The organism is Brachybacterium vulturis, from assembly GCF_002407185.1.
Classification (GTDB): domain Bacteria; phylum Actinomycetota; class Actinomycetes; order Actinomycetales; family Dermabacteraceae; genus Brachybacterium; species Brachybacterium vulturis.
Window position 1 is genome coordinate 407,934 of sequence record NZ_CP023563.1, and the last position, 17,478, is coordinate 425,411.

Sequence of the window (17,478 nt, forward strand, 5' to 3'; positions counted from 1 at the left end):
CAGCGGTGCACTTCCGGCGGTCCATGGGCGCCCGCGTGCGGGCGGACTCTCTGTGGTGACGTCAGCCGGCTCGCGTCGGGAGCGCGGCCACCGGAGCCGTTCGCACCAGCCGCTCGAGCACGTCATCGAGCGCGGCCTCCGTGACCCCGAGGTTCAGTCGCAACCAGCCGTCGTGGGCGGCGCCGAAATCCGAGCCGAAGCCGGGGATCACCCGGGCTTCGTCGACGAACCATCTGCGCAGTTCGTGCTCATCGCCGACAGCACGGGCATCGATCCACAGCAGGAACGTGCCTCCGGTCGGAACCGGGCGCAGGCCCGGCAGCTTCTCGCGGAGCTGTGCGCAGGCTCGATCCATCACGGACTGCAGTCGCGCCTGAGTGCGGTCCAACCACTGGTCGCACTCCGTCCACGCCACCTTCAGTGCTCGCAGACCGAACACGCCTGCGTTGTGGAATCCACCCGCCCGCAGGGACGTCTTCAGCCAGTGCACGAGCTCCGGATCGGAGCAGATCACCGCGCTGGTCTCCAGTCCAGCGAGGTTGAACGCCTTGCCGGGCGCGATGCAGCTGAGCCACCGCTGCCCGTTCCGCGCCACGGCCCCGAAGGGGACATGGGCCCCCTCCCGCACGGAATCGCAATGCACCTCGTCCGCGACCACCAGGACGTCGTGCGCCGCGCAGTGCCCGGCGACGGACTCGAGCACCTCGCGTGGCCAGACCGTTCCCGTCGGATTGTGGGGCGAGCACAGCAGGAGAACATCCGCTCCGACCAGCTCCGCTGCCAGACCGTCCATATCGATCGCCCAGGTCCCGTCGGACTCGACCAGGGGGACCGTTCGGATCTCGCAGCCATTGCGCTGCAGCACCTCGAGGGTCGGGCCGTACTGCGGCGACAGCGTGACCACCACCGGCGGCCGCGGGAACCTCGTGCGCGCGAGAAGGGCCAGGAGGTGCACCACTCGCGGGACCAACAGGACGTGCTGCGGCTCGATCTCCCACCGGTGCCGTCGGCGACACCAGTCCTGGACGATGAGTTCGAAGTCCTCGTGCGACTCCGTGTACCCGTACTCGCCCGTCCTCCCCAGAGCCGTGAGCTCCTCGATGATCGGTTCCGCTGTGGGGAACTGGAGCTCCGCGACGTGCAGGGGGATCGTCGTCTCGTCGCCGCCGCGGAGCAGACGTCCGTGGACGGAGCTGTCGATTCTCGGGTCCTGGATCATCAGGCGACATCCTCGTTCAGTCGATGACGGCGACGGGGCGGGCTGGTCCCACCCTCCCCGTCGGCTGGTCGGTCCTCAGGCGCGGAAGCCGAGCAGGTGCTGCATGGCCAGCTGCTGCAGGCGCACGAAGCCGAAGTTGCGCGCGCCGGCCTTGTCCGCGTCGAAGTCCTCGAAGGTGGAGCGGTCCGCGAGCAGGTCCTCGAGGGACTCGCCCTCGGCGAGGGTGGGCTCGGCGAGCTCCTCGATGCCGGAGTAGGACAGCGCCTCCTGGACCTCGGAGTCCTGACGGAACGCCACGGCACGCTCCTTGAGCATCAGGTACATCTCCATGTTCGCCGCGGCGGAATCGTACTGGCCCGTCTCGTGCTCGGTGCGCGAGGGCTTGAAGTCGAAGTGACGAGCACCCTGGTAGGCGCCGGGCTTGGAGGGGAAGCCGTTCTCGAGCAGGTCGACGGTGAAGAACGCGCTGATCAGATCACCGTGGCCGAACACCAGGTCCTGGTCGTACATCGGGCCGTGCTGGCCGTTGAGGTCGATGTGGAACAGCTTCTCGCTCCACAGCGCCTGGGCGAGGCCGTGGGTGTAGTTCAGGGTCGCCATCTGCTCGTGGCCGGTCTCGGGGTTGATGCCCACGATGTCGCCGTGCTCGAGCTGCTCGATGAAGGCCAGTGCGTGGCCCACGGTGGGCAGGAAGATGTTGCCGCGGGGCTCGTTCGGCTTCGGCTCGAGGCCGATGCGCAGGTCGTAGCCCTTGTGCTTGATGTACCCGGCCACGGTGTCCAGGCCCTCGCGGTAGCGCTCGAGCGCGGCGAAGAGGTCCTTGGAGCCGTCGTACTCCGAGCCCTCACGGCCGCCCCACATCACGAAGGTGCTCGCCCCGAGCTCGGCGGCGAGGTCCACGTTCGCCAGCACCTTGCGCAGGCCGAAGCGGCGCACGTCGCGGTCGTTGGAGGTGAAGGCACCGTCCTTGAAGACGGGGTGGGCGAAGGTGTCGGTGGTGACCATCTCGATCACCAGGCCGGTCTCCTCGGTGACGGACTTCAGCTGGTCGATGACCTGCCGGCGCTCTGCGGGGGTCGCATCGAAGGGGATCACGTCGTTGTCGTGGAAGGTGAAGCCCCAGGCGCCGAGCTCGGAAAGCCTGCGGATGTGCGCGCTCAGCTCGAGCGGGGGGCGGGTCGCGGCGCCGAACTGGTCCTGCGCCTGCCAGCCCGTGGTCCACAGGCCGAAGGAGAACTTGTCATCACGGGTGGGGGTGGGGGCGGTCATCGGAGTGCTCCTTCATCGTCGATCGGCGTCTGCCGCTGTTAGTAAGGTACTGTAACTAACGGAGATATGCCACGCTGCTCGCGGGGCCGGAGCTGGAGCTGGAGCTGGAGCTGGAGCGGCAGCCTGGCCCACCCGAGCGCGAGGAAGCCGAGGAAGGGATCCGGATGCAGTCCACACATCTGCGCGAGCACAACCTGTCCTCGATCCTCATCGCCCTGGCGGCGGCCTCGGCGAGCTCCACCCCCACCTCCCGCGCCGGGCTCGCCAAGCTCACCAGGCTCACCAAACCCACGGTCTCCAAGCTGATCGAGGAGCTGGTGGAGGCCGACCTCGTCGAGGAGGGCGCACCGCTCTCCACCGGCGCCGGTCGGCCGATGGTGCCGCTGACCCCCGCCCGTGGCACCCTGCTCGCGATCGGCCTGGAGATCGCCGCCGACCACGTCGCCTGCCTCGGGATCGACCTGGCGGGCCAGGTGCTCGGCCACCGCATCGAGTACCGACCGGTCACCGCGGCCTCCGCCGAGGAGGCGATCGATCTCGCCGCCGAGCTGGTCGGCGAGGTGCGCGCCGAGGCGGGCGACCCGCCGGTGGTCGAGGTGGTCGTCGCCGTCCCCGGGCGCATCGCCCCGGACGACGGCCGGGTGCTCTCGGCCCCGAACCTGGACTGGACCGAGGTGCCCCTGGTCCGCCGACTGCTCGATCATCCGCAGCTCGCAGGCCTGACGGTGCGGGCCCAGAACGACAACCGCCTGTCGGTCCTCACCGAGATCGACCACCGACCGGGCGCGTCCTTCATCTACCTGCGCGGCTCGACCGGGATCGGCGGTGCGGTCGTGATCGACGGAGCGCTGATGACCGGCGCCCACGGCTGGGCCGGCGAATTCGGGCACACCGTCATCGAGCCCGGGGGCGCCCTGTGCCGCTGCGGCCGTCGCGGCTGCCTCGAGGCCTACGTCTCCTATCACGCACTGCGCGAGCGCGCGGGCCTCGGCGACGACACCCTCATCGAGGACCTGGTCGACGCGCTCGCGCTCACCCGGGACCGGACCGAGGTGATCGGCATGATCGGACGCTCGCTCGGGCTCGCGATCGCCAATGCCCTGAACATCCTGGACCTGACCACCGTGGTCCTGTCGGGATACCTGGCCCCCATCGCGGAGGAGCTGGAGCCGGTGGTGCGCGAGACCGTGGAACGCCATGCACTGGCCGTCGAGGCCGGTCCGGTGCGCATCGAGCGGTCCGACGGCCTCAGCGACCCGGCCCTGCGCGGCGCGGCGCGGGCCGCGCTGCAGTCGGTGTTCAGCGATCCGGGGGCGTGGATCGGGCGGGGGCCGTCCACCACTGGTCGACGTCATGGAACGGCTGCCGATGCCTCCTGATCCCGCCCCGGAATCCTGACAAGCGCACCCTGCCCCTGGCACCGTGGAGCTAACAGCGCGAGCATGTCGAGGACGTGCCGGTGATCATTACCGCAGGCTCCGGCACGTGACGTCGGCAGCACCTGGACCTATGCCTGACCCGGATCGACCCACCCACTCTTCGAGGAGTCGTGAGACCCGCAATGACCACCCCCTCCACGTCACCCCGACCGCTGCGCATCGGCATGGTCGGCTACGGCTTCATGGGCGCCGCCCACTCCCACGCCTGGCGCACCGCCCACCGCTTCTTCGAGCTGCCGCTGACCCCGGTGCTCGCGACCCTCGCCGGACGCACCGAGGCCACCCTGGTCGCGGCCGCCGAGCGCTTCGGCTTCGCACAGACCACCACCCGCTGGCAGGACCTCGTCGAGGATCCCGAGATCGACGTCATCGACATCTGCACCCCCGGTGACACGCACGTCGAGATCGCGATCGCCGCGCTCGCGGCCGGCAAGCACGTGCTGTGCGAGAAGCCGCTGGCGAACTCGGTCGAGCAGTCCGAGCAGATGACCACCGCCGCGGCACAAGCCCGCGCGCAGGGCGCCCGCACGATGTGCGGCTTCTCCTACCGCCGCACCCCGGCGCTGGCGTATGCGCGTCAGCTCGTCGCCGAGGGTGCCGTGGGCGAGATCCGGCAGGTCCGTGCCCAGTACCTGCAGGACTGGCTCTCCGACGTCGACGCCCCGATGACCTGGCGGCTGGACCGGGACAAGGCCGGCTCCGGGGCGCTGGGCGACATCGGCGCCCACATCGTCGACCTCACCCAGTGGATCACCGGCCAGCAGATCGCCTCGGTCTCCGGCACCCTGCAGACCGTGGTCCCCACCCGCCCGGCGGCCGGCACCGCGCAGGGCCTCGGCGGCACGGGCGAAGCCTCCGGCGAGCGCCGTGAGGTGACGGTGGACGATCTCGCCCTGTTCACCGCCCGCTTCGATTCCGGGGTGCTCGGCTCCTTCGAGGCCACCCGCATGGCGCAGGGCCGCAAGAACGCGATGCGCGTGGAGATCAACGGCTCGGCCGGCTCGATCGCCTTCGACTTCGAGCGGATGAACGAGCTGGAGGTCTACGACGCCACCGCCCCGGCGGGCCGGCAGGGCTTCACCCGCATCCTCACCACCGAGCCCGAGCACCCCTACGCGGCGCACTGGTGGCCAACCGGCCACGGGCTGGGCTACGAGCACACCTTCACCCACCAGATCGCCGACCTCGTCACGGCGATCGGCGAGGGCACCGACCCCTCGCCCTCCTTCGAGGAGGCGCTGCAGGTCCAGCGCGTCCTGGCCGCCGTCGAGGCCAGCGCTAGCGATGGCAGCAGCTGGAGGAGCACCGATCCCGAGACCACCCAGGAGAGCACCCGATGACCACCCCTCGCACCTGCCTCGTCGTCCGCGGCGGCTGGGACGGGCACCAGCCCGTCGAAGCCACCGACCTGTTCATCCCGTTCCTCGAGGAGAACGGGTTCGCGGTGCGGATCGAGGACTCCCCCGCGATCTACGCCGACGCCGAGTACATGGCCACGGTCGATCTGATCCTCCAGTGCAACACCATGAGCACCATCGAGCGGCCCCAGTTCGAGGGTCTCCGCGCCGCGATCGAGGCGGGCACGGGCATGGCCGGCTGGCACGGCGGCATCGCCGACTCCTACCGGAACGAATCCGACTACCTCACCCTCATCGGCGGCCAGTTCGGCTGCCATCCGGGCACGCATCCCGATGAGCGCCAGGGCGAGCAGGCGGACAACTACGTCCCCTACACGGTGAACCTGCTGCCCGCCGCCGCGGAGCATCCCATCACCGCGGGGATCAGCGACTTCGACCTGGTCACCGAGCAGTACTGGGTGCTGTCCGACGACTACATCGACGTGCTGGCCACCACCACCCAGAAGGTGCGGGACTGGGATCCGTGGCACCGCGAGGTGACCTCGCCGGCGCTGTGGACCCGCCAGTGGGGCAAGGGGCGGATCTTCGTGGCCACCCCCGGCCACCGGGTCGAGGTGCTCAAGGATCCGTCCGTGCGCACCGTGATCGAGCGCGGCCTGCTGTGGGCCGCCCGCGGCTCCGGGCAGCCCTACGGCGAGCACGCTCCCCGCCGCGCCGCCGCCTCCACCACCGCTGAGGGGGCGACCCGATGAGGATCGGCATGATCGGCTGCGGTGTCATCTCCCAGCAGTACCTGGCGAGCTTCGACCAGCTGCCGGACGTGCAGCTGGTCGCCGTCGCAGATCTCGACCCCGCCCGCGCCGCGGCCGCCGCCGAGGGCCGCGAGGGGGTGCGTGCGCTGAGCGTCGATGAGCTCATCGCCGACCCCGCGGTGGACACGATCCTGAATCTCACCATTCCCGCGGCGCACGCCGACGTGGACCTGCGCGCGATCGCGGCGGGAAAGAACGTGTACTCGGAGAAGCCGTTCGCGGTGACCACGAAGGAGGGCGCCGAGGTGCTGGTCGCGGCCCTGGCGGCAGGCGTGCTCGTCGGCTCCGCCCCGGATACGGTGCTGGGCACCGGCACCCAGACCGCCCGCGCGGCGATCGACGAGGGCCTGATCGGCTCCCCGATAGCGGCGACCGCCACCATGGTCACCCCCGGCCATGAGCGCTGGCATCCGCAGCCGGACTTCTACTACACCCCCGGCGGCGGCCCGCTGCTGGACATGGGCCCGTACTACCTCCATGCCCTGGTCACGCTGCTGGGTCCGGTCGCGTCGGTGATCGGTGCGGCCAGCCGCACCCGGGATGTGCGCACCATCGGCTCCGGGCCGCGGGCCGGGGAGAGCATCCCGGTCAGCACCGACACCCACGTCACCGGGGTGCTGGTGCACGAGAGCGGAGTGCTGTCCACCCTGGTGATGAGCTTCGACGCGGTCGCCACCTCGGCGCATCCGATCGAGATCCATGGCACCGAGGGCACCCTCGCGGTCCCCGATCCCAATCGTTTCTCCGGTGACGTGACGGTGCACCGTCTGGGCGGAGAGGGGTGGGAGCCGGTGCCGACGGCCGGTGGCTACGAGGAGGCCGGGCGCGGCATCGGCCTGCACGACATGGCGGTGCGCGGCCCGGAGCTGCGGGCCAGCGGTGAGCTGGGCCAGCACGCGCTCGAGGTGATGAACGCGGTGCTGGAGTCCGCGCACAGCGGTGCCCGGATCGAGATCGCGAGCCACGTGGCCCGGCCCGAGGCCGTCGCGCTGGAGGACGTGCGCGCGGCGACCTGAGGTCGCAGGGGCGGGGCCGGGCCCACAGCGGCGTCAGAGGTTCCAGAGGACGGGGACCAGCAGGATCTTCACCACGATGGAGAAGGCGAACAGCGTGGCGTAGGCGGCCTCGATCCGCTCGTCGGCGCGTCGGGCGTTCGCGGCCTCGAGCACCGCCGGCTGGCCGAGGAAGCCGGCCACCGCGCCGGCCGCTCGCGGGGCGGAGAGGTCCAGCACCCAGCGCCCGGCGATCACCAGTGCGAGGCAGCTGAGCGCGGCGACCGCCGCGGAGAGCACGGCCGCGCGCCAGGCGGTCGGCGAGGCGAGCATGGAGGCGACCTCCGGCCCGGCGGTGAGGCCCAGCCCGGCGAGGAAGAGCAGCAGCCCCAGCTGGCGCAGCGTGCGGTTGGCGCTGCCCGGAAGGCTCCACACCACGGGCCCGGTGCGGCGCAGGGCGCCCAGGACCATGCCCACCAGCAGCGGGCCGGCGGCCGGTCCCAGGGAGAAGCTGCCTCCGCCGGGCATCGGGAGGCTGACCAGGCCCAGGGCGACGCCGAGCATGAGGCCGAGCCCGAGGGAGAGCACGTCGAGCTCGCCGGCCTGGCGGTCCGAGTCGCCGAGGAAGGTGTGGACGGCGTCGAGCCGGCGCCGCTCCACCACCACGGCCAGCCGGTCCCCGGGCTCGAGGACCAGGTCGTCCCGGGCCAGCAGCTCGAGGTCACCGCGCCGCACCCGGGTGACCACCGCGCCGAAGCGCACCGGCAGGTTCAGCTCGGCGATGGAGCGGGAGGCGAGATCGGGATTGGAGACGGTGAGGCGGGTGAACTCCACCAGCGAGCGGTCGTGGGCGATGTGGCGGTCGCTGGTCTCCCCCAGCGCTGCGGTGACCGCCTCGACCTGCTCGGGCATGCCGACGGCGACCACCTCGTCCCCGACCAGGAGGTCCTCCCCCGGCACGATCACCCGCACCCTGCCCTCGCGGCGCAGGTAGGAGAAGCGCACCTGCTGGTGGTGCCACTGCGGGACGTCGCGCAGGTTCACCGAGCGCTGCACGTGCACGGTGGTCGAGGCCAGGCTGGTGCCGGCCAGGGATGCGGTGTCCTTCCGGCCCGGCCAGGTGCGGCTGACGATGCTCGAGACCAGCACGATCCCGACGATCACGCCGATCGGGTAGCCGAAGGCGTAGCCCACCGAGGGCCCGGGCGTGCCGGTGAGGCGGGAGGCGGCGTCCAGGGCGGGGGCGGCGGTGAGCGCGCCGGTGAACAGGCCCAGCGACAGGTCCCGGGCCAGGCCCAGCGCCTCCCCGAGCACCAGGGTGAGGGCGGCGGCGAGGGCGGTGCCGAGGGTGGCGGCGGCGAGCAGCGGCAGCTGGCGGTGCAGGGAGCTGAAGAACGCGGCGCCGGCGGAGATCCCGACGGTGTAGACGAACAGGGCCAGGCCCAGGGTCTGGACGATCTCCATGCCCGCGCCGAGGTGCGGGGCGATCGCGGAGAGGGCGAGGCCGGTGAACAGGGCGCCGGCGGCCCCGAGCCGGATGCGGCCGAAGGGGATCGCGCCCAGCACGGCACCGGTGGCGACGACCAGGAAGAGCGTGAGGAGCGGGCTCCCCTCGAGGGCCTCGATCACGGTGTACCTTTCCCGCGCCCGCGGCGGGGCACCGGGTCCGGAGGCGGTGTGCGCGGGCACCGCTGTGTGGACTGCGCTCCACCCTAGCCCCGGCTCGAGGTGCTCACGAAGTGGAGTTGTGCGAGGTCACGGCAGTGTCGGCGCGCACTGCGCACGGTGCGGCCGGCTGGGCTCAGCCGAAGGACAGCGGCAGCATCTGTCCGCGCGGGCCGAGGGCGTCCAGCTCCTCCTGCTCGGCCGGGGTCGCCGGGCGACGGCCGGTCGCGACCCGCAGCGCGTCGGCGTCCGCCCAGGTCGCAGGCAGCCGGATGCGCAGACGCCGTTCGACCGAGTCCCGTGCCGCGGCCAGGCCCTTCGTGGGCGGGCCGTCAGCGATGGTCTCCCCCGCATCCGCCAGGTGAGCGACGAGGTCCAGGTGGTGCAGCGTCCACTCGAGCACGTGGGCGCCGAGGTAGTCCCGCACGGTGAGGGTCTTGCCCCGGGTGGCGACGGGCAGGTCGGGGTGGGCGAGCAGCGCGGCCCGGCCGGAGGCGGCGCCCACCTCCTCGAGGTGGCCGCGCAGCAGGTCGGGGTCCTGGTAGGCGGCGGCCAGGCGCACGGTGAGCGCGTCCAGCGGCTCGCTCCCGTCGGGCGGGATGGGGTGCGGGGTCCAGTAGCTGAGGGCGTCGGCGGAGGGGGTCGTCTCCGCCGGGGTGGAGAGCGTGATCAGCACGTCCTGCGCGTCGCTGATCAGGTGGCAGAGCAGGTCGCGCACCAGCCAGCCCCGGCAGCCGGAGGGACGCATCAGGGCGGCGTCCGGGAGCCCGGTCGCGGCGGTGCGCAGCGCCGTCCAGCTGAGGGTGAAGAGGTCCACGCAGGCACGGTAGCAAGTGGCAACATCCGGCACTCCCCTGCCGTCGGCCGCGGGGTGCAGGAGACTGCTGTGCAGTGCGCCGAGGGGACCGGGGGTGCTCAGCCCGCGATGGCGCGGCCGCGACCAGCGGCAGCAGCGCCGCCTCTCCCCCGCGGTGCGTCACGCCGCTGCCGTCCCCGTTCACCCTGATCGCTCCCGATCACCTGCTGGAAGGACCCCCATGGCTGTCTCCGAAGGAGCCGACTACGCCCCGGACTCGATGCCGAAGCCGGTCGTCGAGCCCGGCGAGTTCGTCTTCGCCGCGATGCACCTCGACCACGGCCACATCGGGGGCATGACCCAGGGGCTGCTCGATGCGGGCGGCACCCTGAAGTGGGTCTTCGACACCCAGCCCGAGCGCGCCGCCGCCTTCCAGGAGAAGTTCCCGCAGGTCGCGATCGCCTCCAGCGAGGAGGAGGTGCTCTCCGATCCCGCAGTGCACCTGGTCGCCGCCGCGGCGGTGCCCGTGGACCGTGCGCCGCTGGGCATCCGCGTGATGGAGGCCGGCAAGGACTACTTCACCGACAAGACCCCGCTGATCACCCGTGAGCAGCTCGCCGAGGCGAAGGCCGCGGTGGAGCGCACCGGCCGGAAGTACGCCGTCTACTACTCCGAGCGGATCCACGTCGAGGCGGCGGTGCTGGCCGGTCAGCTCATCGAGCGCGGCGCGATCGGGAGGGTCCTGCAGGTCCAGGGTATGGGCCCGCATCGCATGGGCGATCCCGCCACCCGTCCGGACTGGTTCTTCGAGCGCGCCAGCTACGGCGGCATCCTCACCGACATCGGCAGCCACAACTTCGAGCAGATGCTCGCCTTCACCGGCTCCGACGACGCCGAGATCCTCTCCAGCTCGATCGGCAACTTCGCCAACCCCGAGCACCCGGAGCTCGACGACTACGGCGATGCGCATATCGCCCTGTCCAGCGGGGCGACCGGCTTCGTGCGCGTGGACTGGTTCACCCCGGCCGGGCTGCGCACCTGGGGCGACGGCCGCACCTTCATCCTCGGCACCGAGGGCTACCTCGAGCTGCGCAAGTACCTCGACGTCACCACCGACAACGGCGGCGGTCAGGTGATCCTGGTCGACGGCGAGGGCGAGCACCGCCTGGACGCGACCGGCGAGGTGGGCTACCCCTTCTTCGGTGAGCTGATCCTCGACGTGCTGCACCGCACCGAGAACGCCATGACCCAGGAGCACGCCTTCAAGGCCGTGGAGCTGGCGCTGGCCGCGCAGGAGCAGGCCCGGGAGCTCACCGGCCGCACCGTCTGAGCGCGGCCCCCGGCGGCGCCTCACAGCCCCAGCACGGCCGTCGCGATCGTGAAGTAGATGATCAGCCCGGTGGCGTCGCAGAAGGTGGAGATGAAGGGGTTGGAGAACACTGCGGGGTCCGCACCGACCTTCTTCGCGACCAGCGGCATCAGGCCGCCCACGATCGCGGCCATGGTGCAGATCGACAGCAGCGTCAGGCTCATCACGGTGCCGATCGCGACCCCGTAGACGAGCCCCGCGACGAGGAAGCCGAGGGCCCCCAGCACCACGCCGAGCACCATGCCGACGCGCAGCTCCCGCCACACCACGCGCGGCAGGTCGCGCACGCGCACCTCGCCCACGGCGAGCGCACGGGTGACGGTGGTGGCCGCCTGGTTGCCGGTGTTGCCTCCGGTGCCGGTCAGCAGCGGGATGAACAGCGCCAGGATCACCACCTGGTCGAGCTTGTCCTCGAAGACCTCGAGCACCTGCACGGTGAGGATCGCGGAGACCGCGAGCACCAGCAGCCACACGATGCGGCTGCGCACCACGCGCAGGATCGGGGTGGAGAGGTAGGAGCGCGGCAGCGGCTCCGCACCACCGGTGCGGGCGGTGTCCTCATGGTCCTCCTCCGCGAGGATGCCGACGGCGTCGTCGACGGTCAGGATGCCCACCAGGCGGTCCTCCCCGTCCACGATCGGCATCGCCAGGAGCTTGGCCGCGGAGAATCGACGGGCGACGAGCTCACGGTCATCGGTGGCCACGGCGTGGACCGCGGGGTGGGCGATCTCGCCGACGAGACTCTGCTCGTCGGCCACGAGCAGCCGCCGCAGCCCCACCACACCGAGCAGCCCGCGGGAGCCGTCGACGACGGGCAGCAGGTAGATCGTCTCGGGCCCCACGGCATGGGCGCGCACGTGGGCGAGCGCCTCGCGGACGCTCATCGCGGGGCTGAGCGTGAGCACCTCGGGGGACATGTACCGGCCGATCGCATGGCGCGGGTAGCCGAGGACCGCGGTGGTCATGGCCCGCTCGTCCGCGTCCAGGCCGTGCATCAGCCGCTCGGCGACCGCTGCCGGCAGCTCGTCGAACAGGGAGGCGCGGTCGTCGGGGTCGAGGTCGCCGATGAGATCGGCGACCTGCGGGGTGCGCAGCGCGGAGATCAGCTCGGCCTGGTGCGGGGCGGGCAATGCCTCGAAGACGGTGAGCGCGCGCTCCTTGTCGAGCACCCGGAACAGCACCGCCGCCTCGGTCGACGGCCGCGTCTCGACCAGGTAGACGAGCTCGCCCACCGGCAGCGCCCGCGCCTCCCGGCCGAGCTGCTCGAGCTGGAAGTCGCCGTGCGGGGCGCTGCGCAGCAGGGCGAGGACGGATTCGACGGTCGTGCTGGTACTGGTCACCACCTCATTGTGGCCGACGGCGCCGAGCCCGGGCCTCGGCGCCGGGGCGCGAGGGCTGCGAGGGCTGCGATGGCCGCGGGGAAGATCCACAGCTCACATCTCCTGGAATGTAGTGAGCATTGCTTACTATAGTGGGTCCCATGACGACCACTCCTCCTGCTCCCGATGCGCCCGGCGAGCTCCCCCAGCACCTGGCGCTGGTGTGCTCCCAGTTCTCGCGGCTGGCCGCACGGCGCTCCGACGTCGGCGTCGGGAGCGTGTCCTGGCGGGTGGTCGCCACCATCGAGCGGCACGGACCGCTGCGCCTGAGCGAGATCGCCGACCGCGAGCGGGTCTCCCGCCCCACGGCCACCACCGTGATCAAGCGCCTCGAGGAGGAAGGGCTCGTGGGGCGCACCCCGGACCCCACCGACTCCCGCTCCTCGCTGATCAGCACCACCGCCCAGGGCTCCGCCCAGCTCGCCGCCTGGCGGGAGCAGCTGGCCCACGGGGTGGGCGGGCTGCTCGATCAGCTCCCCGCGGAGGATCACGCAGCCCTCGAACGGGCCGCCGAGATCCTCTCGCGCCTCGTCGACGCCCACGACGGATGAGGCGGACCCGGCCGCGCGCCGCTCCGAGCGGCCGCCGCCGGGCCCCTGCACCGTCTCCTCCCCCGTCCCCTCCTCCCGCCATCCCACCACGCACGAAGGGCACCACGCATGACCTCACAGCTCACCGATTCCTCGGCGCCGCCCGCTCCGGCCGCCGCGCCGAGCACCCCCAAGAACTCCACCCCCTCCCTGCGCGAGGCGTTCCGTCAGCCGAAGTCGGTGTGGGCCATCGCGTTCGCCGCGACCGTGTCCTTCATGGGCATCGGCCTGGTGGATCCGATCCTGCCCGCGATCAGCAGCCAGCTGGACGCCACCCCCTCGCAGGCGATGCTGCTGTTCACCAGCTACCTGTTCATCACCGCGATCGCCATGTTCTTCACCAGCTGGTTCGCCTCGAAGGTGGGCGTCAAGCGCACCCTGCTGGTGGGCCTGCTGCTGGTGGTGGCGTTTGCGGCGCTGGCCTCCGGCGCCGGGAGCGTCGAGCAGATCATCGGTCTGCGGGCCGGCTGGGGCCTGGGCAATGCCCTGTTCATCTCCACTGCGCTGGCGGCGATCGTCAGTGCCACCACCGGCCCGAGTGCCGGCGCGATCATCCTGTACGAGACCGCGCTCGGCATCGGCCTGGCCGTCGGCCCCCTGATCGGCGGGCTGCTCGGCGCCGTCTCCTGGCGCGCCCCCTTCGCGGGCACCGCGGTGCTCATGGGCATCGGCGTGCTGGCGATCGTCGTGCTGCTGCGCAAGGAGGCGAAGCCCGCGCACGTCTCCCCGCTGGCCGCGCTGCGCGCCCTGTCCCACCCGGCGCTGCGCACCCTCGCGCTCACGGCGATCTTCTACAACTTCGCGTTCTTCACCCTGCTGGCCTACTCGCCGTTCCCGCTCGAGGCGGCCGCGGCCGCGCACGGGATGGAGTTCGGGGCGCTGGGCATCGGCGGCGTGTTCTTCGGCTGGGGCACGGGACTGGCGATCACCTCGGTGTTCGTCGCACCGCTGCTCACCCGTCGCCTGGGGCTGATCCCCACGCTGGTGACCACGCTGGGGCTGCTCACCGTGCTGATGGCGGTGATGAGCCTCGCCCACTCCTCGATGACCGGCCTGATCGTGCTGATCGTGATCGGCGGGCTCCTGCTGGGCATCATGAACACCGCCCTCACCGAGACGGTCATGGAGGCCACCGACCTCCCGCGCGGGGTCGCGAGCTCGGCCTACTCGGGCGTGCGGTTCCTGGGCGGTGCGATCGCCCCGGCCGTGGCCGGCCCGCTCGCCGCGGCGACCACCGTCGGCGCCCCGTACGCGCTGGCCGCAGGGGCACTGGTGCTGTCGATCCTCATGCTGATCATGGGACGGAAGCACCTGGCCGCCGTCGGCTCGCACGAGGCGCTCACCGAGGTCCAGGAGGCCGAGGCGATCACCGCCGGCGACGAGGTCTGACCCGCTGCTCGATGCTGCGCGGTGCCCGGGCCGCCGTCAGCGCCCGGCGGCGTAGCCCTGGGCTCCCCGGGAGTTCGCGGCGGCGCGGAGGATCCCGGTCCCGGGGTCGCGCATCACGCAGGACAGCCTCCCCAGGGACCAGTCGCCGGCGCGGACCACCTCGTGACCGCGTGCCTCCAGGGCGGCGATGACCTCCTCGCCCAGGCGGTCCTCGACCACCGCTCGGCCCGGGGACCAGGTGCGGGGCCAGAACGAGCCGGGCATCGAGAGGGTGTGCAGGGCCGGGGCGTCGATCGCCTGCTGCAGCTCGAGGCCGCCCACCAGCACCCGCAGCAGGAACAGCAGCTGCCACTGATCCTGCTGGTCACCACCCGGGGAGCCGCAGGCGAGGACGGGCTCGCCGTCACGCAGCACGAGCGTCGGCGTGAGCGTGGTGCGCGGGCGCCGGCCCGGTCGCAGCGCCGACGGCATCCGCTCGTCCAGCCACATCATCTGCAGGCGGGTGCCGAGGCAGAAGCCGAGGCCGGGGATGGTGGGCGAGGACTGGAGCCAGCCGCCGGAGGGGGTGGCGCTGATGATGTTGCCCCACCGGTCCACCACGTCCAGATGGCAGGTGTCCCCGCGCGCCTCCCCCGTCGCCCGGACCGTCGGCTCCCCGGAGCCGCCGTGGTCGACGGGGTCGCCGCGGAGCCGGGAGTGCTCCTCGTCGGTCAGCAGCGGCGGCAGGGCCGAGGGGCCGTCACCGAGCGGGCTCGGACGGAACTGGTGGGAGGCCTCCTCGGTGAGCAGGGCGCGGCGGGCGGAGAGGTGCTCCGGGCGCAGCAGCTGCTCGAGGTCGACGTCCGCGTCCCCGAAGTGGACGTCGCGGTCGGCGAGCGCCAGCTTGAGGGCCTCGAGGATGGTGTGGGCGCCGCGCTCGGTGGAGGGGTCGAGCTGGTCGTCCGGGACGCCGTCGAGGATGCCGAGGGCCTCGAGCAGAGCGGGACCCTGCCCCCAGGCGGCGGTCTTGGCGACCGTCCAGCCGCGGAAGGCGAGGGTGGCCGCGGGCTCGAAGCGGGCCACGGCTCCGGCGAGGTCCTCCCGGGTCAGCACCCCGGCGTGGTCGGCGCCGTCGGAGTGGCGGTGCGGGGTGCGCACGAACTCGGCGATGGCGCGGGCGACGGGGCCGGTGCGCCAGCGCTCCCGGGCGGCGGCGATCCGGGCCGTACGACCGTCCTGGGCTCCGTGCTCGTCGGCGGCGCCCTCGCGGATGTCGTCACCGGCGGTGACCAGGTCCCGCAGCACGGCCGCGTACTCGGGGTTGCGCAGCAGCTCGCCGGGCTTCGGCGGCGCACCGTCCGGCATCCACAGCGCGGCGGAGCTGGGCCAGTGCTCGGTGAAGGTCCGCGCGACCGTCCGGATCTGGGCGCTGACCCGGGCGAGCACCGGGTGCCCGTCCTCCGCGCAGTCGATCGCGTAGGCCAGGACGTCGGCGAGCTCCCAGGTCCCCTGCTCCTCGAGCACCAGCAGCCAGGCGTCCACCGCGTGCGGCACGGCGGCGGCGAGGGCGCCGGTGCCGGGCACGGCGGTGAGCCCCTGGGCACGGAAGTGCTCGATGCTCGCGCCGGCCGGGGCGGGGCCCTGCCCCATCACCACCACGGGGGTGGGGTCCTCGGCGGTCGCCAGGAGTGCGGTCATGTCCCCGCCGGGGCCGTTGAGGTGCGGTTCCACCACGTGCAGCACGAAGGCGCCCGCGGTGGCGGCGTCGAAGGCGTTCCCGCCGCGCTCGAGCACGCTCTGCATGCAGGCCGTCGCGATCCAGTGGGTCGAGGCGGACATCCCGAAGGTGCCCTCGAGGGTGGGCCGTGTGGTCGGTCCGGGCGGGACGACGAACGCGGTGGTGGGTTCGGTGCTCACTCGGCGAGCGCCGCGTAGGACTCGGACAGGGGCATGTATTCGCTGTCCCAGACGTCCATCCCGGGGATGTCGCCCCCGGTCACGACGCCGGTGAGACGGTCCAGGTACCACTCCCAGCCCGGCCCGATGTACGCCAGCATCTCGCGGGGGACGTCATGGTGGCGCAGGACGATCCGCGTGGCCCGGCGTCCGTCGGACACGGCGTCGGACATGGCGTCGGGGTCAGCGTCGGCGTCGGCGTCGGCGTCGGCGTCGGACACGGTGGCGGGTTCCAGCTCGAGGCTCAGCCGCCAGGTGCCCTCGCCCATCGAGGAGCTGACCGTCAGCACGTGCTCCGGGTCGCAGGCGTGGATCGTGTACTCGGCGGCCACGGCCTGGCCGGGCTCGGCGGTCATGGTGACCTGGACGGTGCCGGTGGCGGGGTCGCCGGTGAAGGTCCCGTACCAGGTGGCCAGGAGCGAGGAGCGGCTGAGGTGCTCCCAGAGCGAGCGGGCGGGGACGGGGACCGTGCGCGTGAGTGCGAGCTCGCGGCCGCTCGCGTCGAGGGATCCGGTGATCGTCATCTGCTCAATGTGCCTCGGTGACGGCGCTGTCCTGCCGCCGGCCGCGCAGCGTGTCGAGCACGCCGCCCACCACGCTGCCGATCACCAGGGCCACCAGCGCCGCGATGAGGACTGCGGTGAGCGTGGCCTGCGGCAGGTCGATCCCCGCGGCCTCGCGCAGCACGACCGCCAGCACTCCCGCCCCGAGGAGCACGGCGGAGACGATGCCGGCGGCCGCCACCCCGAGCTGCAGGGCCCGCACGCGGCCGGCGCCGGCGACCAGGAAGCCGACGATCGCCACCAGCGCGACCGCTTCGATGACCATGGCGGCGATCAGCACCAGCAGCGAGGAGCTGAGGCCGAGGATCGCGCGCATCGCGTCCGCCGGCACGGCGAGGGCGATCAGCACGCAGGCGGCGATGGCCAGGAGGGTGGAGAGCCACGTGCCCTCGTCCTGCACGATCACCAGCACCGCGGCGGCGATCGCGAGCGCCAGGCCCAGCAGCATGCCGACGTCCAGCAGCACCGTGACGGTCCCGGGCAGCGCGATGAACAGACCCGTCGCGGCGAGCAGCACGCCGATCAGCAGACCGATGCCCATCCCCAGACCGGCCCGGTTCCAGGTGCGCCGGGGACCGGAGATGGCGGCGCCGGCGAGGACGAAGGCGATCGGGATGGACAGCAGCACGGCGGTCAGCGCGCTCGCGAGGAGCTCGGCGGGGACCAGGTCGAAGGACATGGTCATATCGTCCCCCCTGCGGCC

Annotated in this window: 15 protein-coding genes; 7 read left to right on the forward strand and 8 right to left on the reverse strand. The window is 72.3% G+C overall.

The window, feature by feature from the left end; all coding sequences use genetic code 11:
• Positions 1-61: 61 nt before the first annotated feature.
• On the reverse strand, positions 62-1,219 hold the full coding sequence (locus CFK38_RS01800) for a MalY/PatB family protein (RefSeq protein WP_096801537.1): 1,158 nt from the start codon (positions 1,217-1,219) through the stop codon (positions 62-64).
• A gap of 75 nt (positions 1,220-1,294) precedes the next feature.
• Positions 1,295-2,488: a xylose isomerase gene (gene xylA, locus CFK38_RS01805; RefSeq protein ID WP_096801538.1), complete on the reverse strand. Its 1,194-nt coding sequence runs from the start codon at positions 2,486-2,488 to the stop codon at positions 1,295-1,297.
• Between the two features lie 164 nt (positions 2,489-2,652).
• On the opposite strand from xylA, the gene CFK38_RS01810 reads away from it, so the two are divergent.
• From CFK38_RS01810 to CFK38_RS01825, 4 genes are all read left to right on the forward strand, one after another.
• Positions 2,653-3,867, forward strand: a complete 1,215-nt coding sequence (locus CFK38_RS01810; protein ID WP_096801539.1) for an ROK family protein — start codon at positions 2,653-2,655, stop codon at positions 3,865-3,867.
• Positions 3,868-4,049: 182 nt separating this feature from the next.
• A complete protein-coding gene (locus CFK38_RS01815; RefSeq protein WP_096801540.1) occupies positions 4,050-5,267 on the forward strand; it encodes a Gfo/Idh/MocA family protein in 1,218 nt (405 codons plus the stop codon).
• Positions 5,264-6,037, forward strand: a complete 774-nt coding sequence (locus tag CFK38_RS01820) for a ThuA domain-containing protein (protein WP_096801541.1) — start codon at positions 5,264-5,266, stop codon at positions 6,035-6,037. The genes CFK38_RS01815 and CFK38_RS01820 overlap by 4 nt, the downstream gene beginning before the upstream one ends.
• Positions 6,034-7,113 carry a Gfo/Idh/MocA family protein gene (locus tag CFK38_RS01825; RefSeq protein ID WP_096801542.1) on the forward strand — a complete coding sequence of 360 codons (1,080 nt, stop codon included), beginning with the start codon at positions 6,034-6,036 and terminating at the stop codon, positions 7,111-7,113. The genes CFK38_RS01820 and CFK38_RS01825 overlap by 4 nt, the downstream gene beginning before the upstream one ends.
• Positions 7,114-7,146: 33 nt before the next feature.
• Here the strand turns inward: CFK38_RS01825 and CFK38_RS01830 are convergent, their stop codons facing one another.
• Both CFK38_RS01830 and CFK38_RS01835 read right to left on the reverse strand, forming a co-directional pair.
• Complete coding sequence (locus tag CFK38_RS01830) at positions 7,147-8,718, reverse strand: aspartate:alanine exchanger family transporter (RefSeq protein ID WP_096801543.1); 1,572 nt, start codon at positions 8,716-8,718, stop codon at positions 7,147-7,149.
• Between the two features lie 172 nt (positions 8,719-8,890).
• Positions 8,891-9,571 carry a maleylpyruvate isomerase N-terminal domain-containing protein gene (locus CFK38_RS01835; RefSeq protein WP_096801544.1) on the reverse strand — a complete coding sequence of 227 codons (681 nt, stop codon included), beginning with the start codon at positions 9,569-9,571 and terminating at the stop codon, positions 8,891-8,893.
• Between the two features lie 220 nt (positions 9,572-9,791).
• Between CFK38_RS01835 and CFK38_RS01840 the strand changes: the two genes are divergently transcribed.
• Positions 9,792-10,880: a Gfo/Idh/MocA family protein gene (locus CFK38_RS01840; protein ID WP_096801545.1), complete on the forward strand. Its 1,089-nt coding sequence runs from the start codon at positions 9,792-9,794 to the stop codon at positions 10,878-10,880.
• A gap of 20 nt (positions 10,881-10,900) precedes the next feature.
• Here CFK38_RS01840 and mgtE read toward each other — a convergent pair whose 3' ends face one another.
• A complete protein-coding gene (gene mgtE, locus CFK38_RS01845; protein ID WP_096801546.1) occupies positions 10,901-12,259 on the reverse strand; it encodes a magnesium transporter in 1,359 nt (452 codons plus the stop codon).
• Between the two features lie 140 nt (positions 12,260-12,399).
• Here mgtE and CFK38_RS01850 point away from each other — a divergent pair, with 140 nt between their 5' ends.
• Both CFK38_RS01850 and CFK38_RS01855 read left to right on the forward strand, forming a co-directional pair.
• The gene (locus CFK38_RS01850; protein WP_096801547.1) at positions 12,400-12,849 is read left to right on the forward strand and encodes a MarR family winged helix-turn-helix transcriptional regulator; all 450 of its coding nucleotides are present in this window, start codon (positions 12,400-12,402) and stop codon (positions 12,847-12,849) included.
• A gap of 108 nt (positions 12,850-12,957) precedes the next feature.
• Entirely contained in the window at positions 12,958-14,277 is a 1,320-nt protein-coding gene (locus CFK38_RS01855; RefSeq protein WP_096801548.1) for an MFS transporter, read from the forward strand.
• 36 nt (positions 14,278-14,313) lie between these two features.
• Here CFK38_RS01855 and CFK38_RS01860 read toward each other — a convergent pair whose 3' ends face one another.
• The 3 genes from CFK38_RS01860 to CFK38_RS01870 form a co-directional block, all read right to left on the reverse strand.
• Complete coding sequence (locus tag CFK38_RS01860) at positions 14,314-16,095, reverse strand: gamma-glutamyltransferase family protein (RefSeq protein ID WP_096804165.1); 1,782 nt, start codon at positions 16,093-16,095, stop codon at positions 14,314-14,316.
• 74 nt (positions 16,096-16,169) lie between these two features.
• Complete coding sequence (locus CFK38_RS01865; protein WP_096801549.1) at positions 16,170-16,736, reverse strand: SRPBCC domain-containing protein; 567 nt, start codon at positions 16,734-16,736, stop codon at positions 16,170-16,172.
• A 4-nt stretch (positions 16,737-16,740) separates the two neighbouring features.
• Complete coding sequence (locus CFK38_RS01870; RefSeq protein WP_096801550.1) at positions 16,741-17,454, reverse strand: hypothetical protein; 714 nt, start codon at positions 17,452-17,454, stop codon at positions 16,741-16,743.
• Between the last annotated feature and the right edge of the window lie 24 nt (positions 17,455-17,478).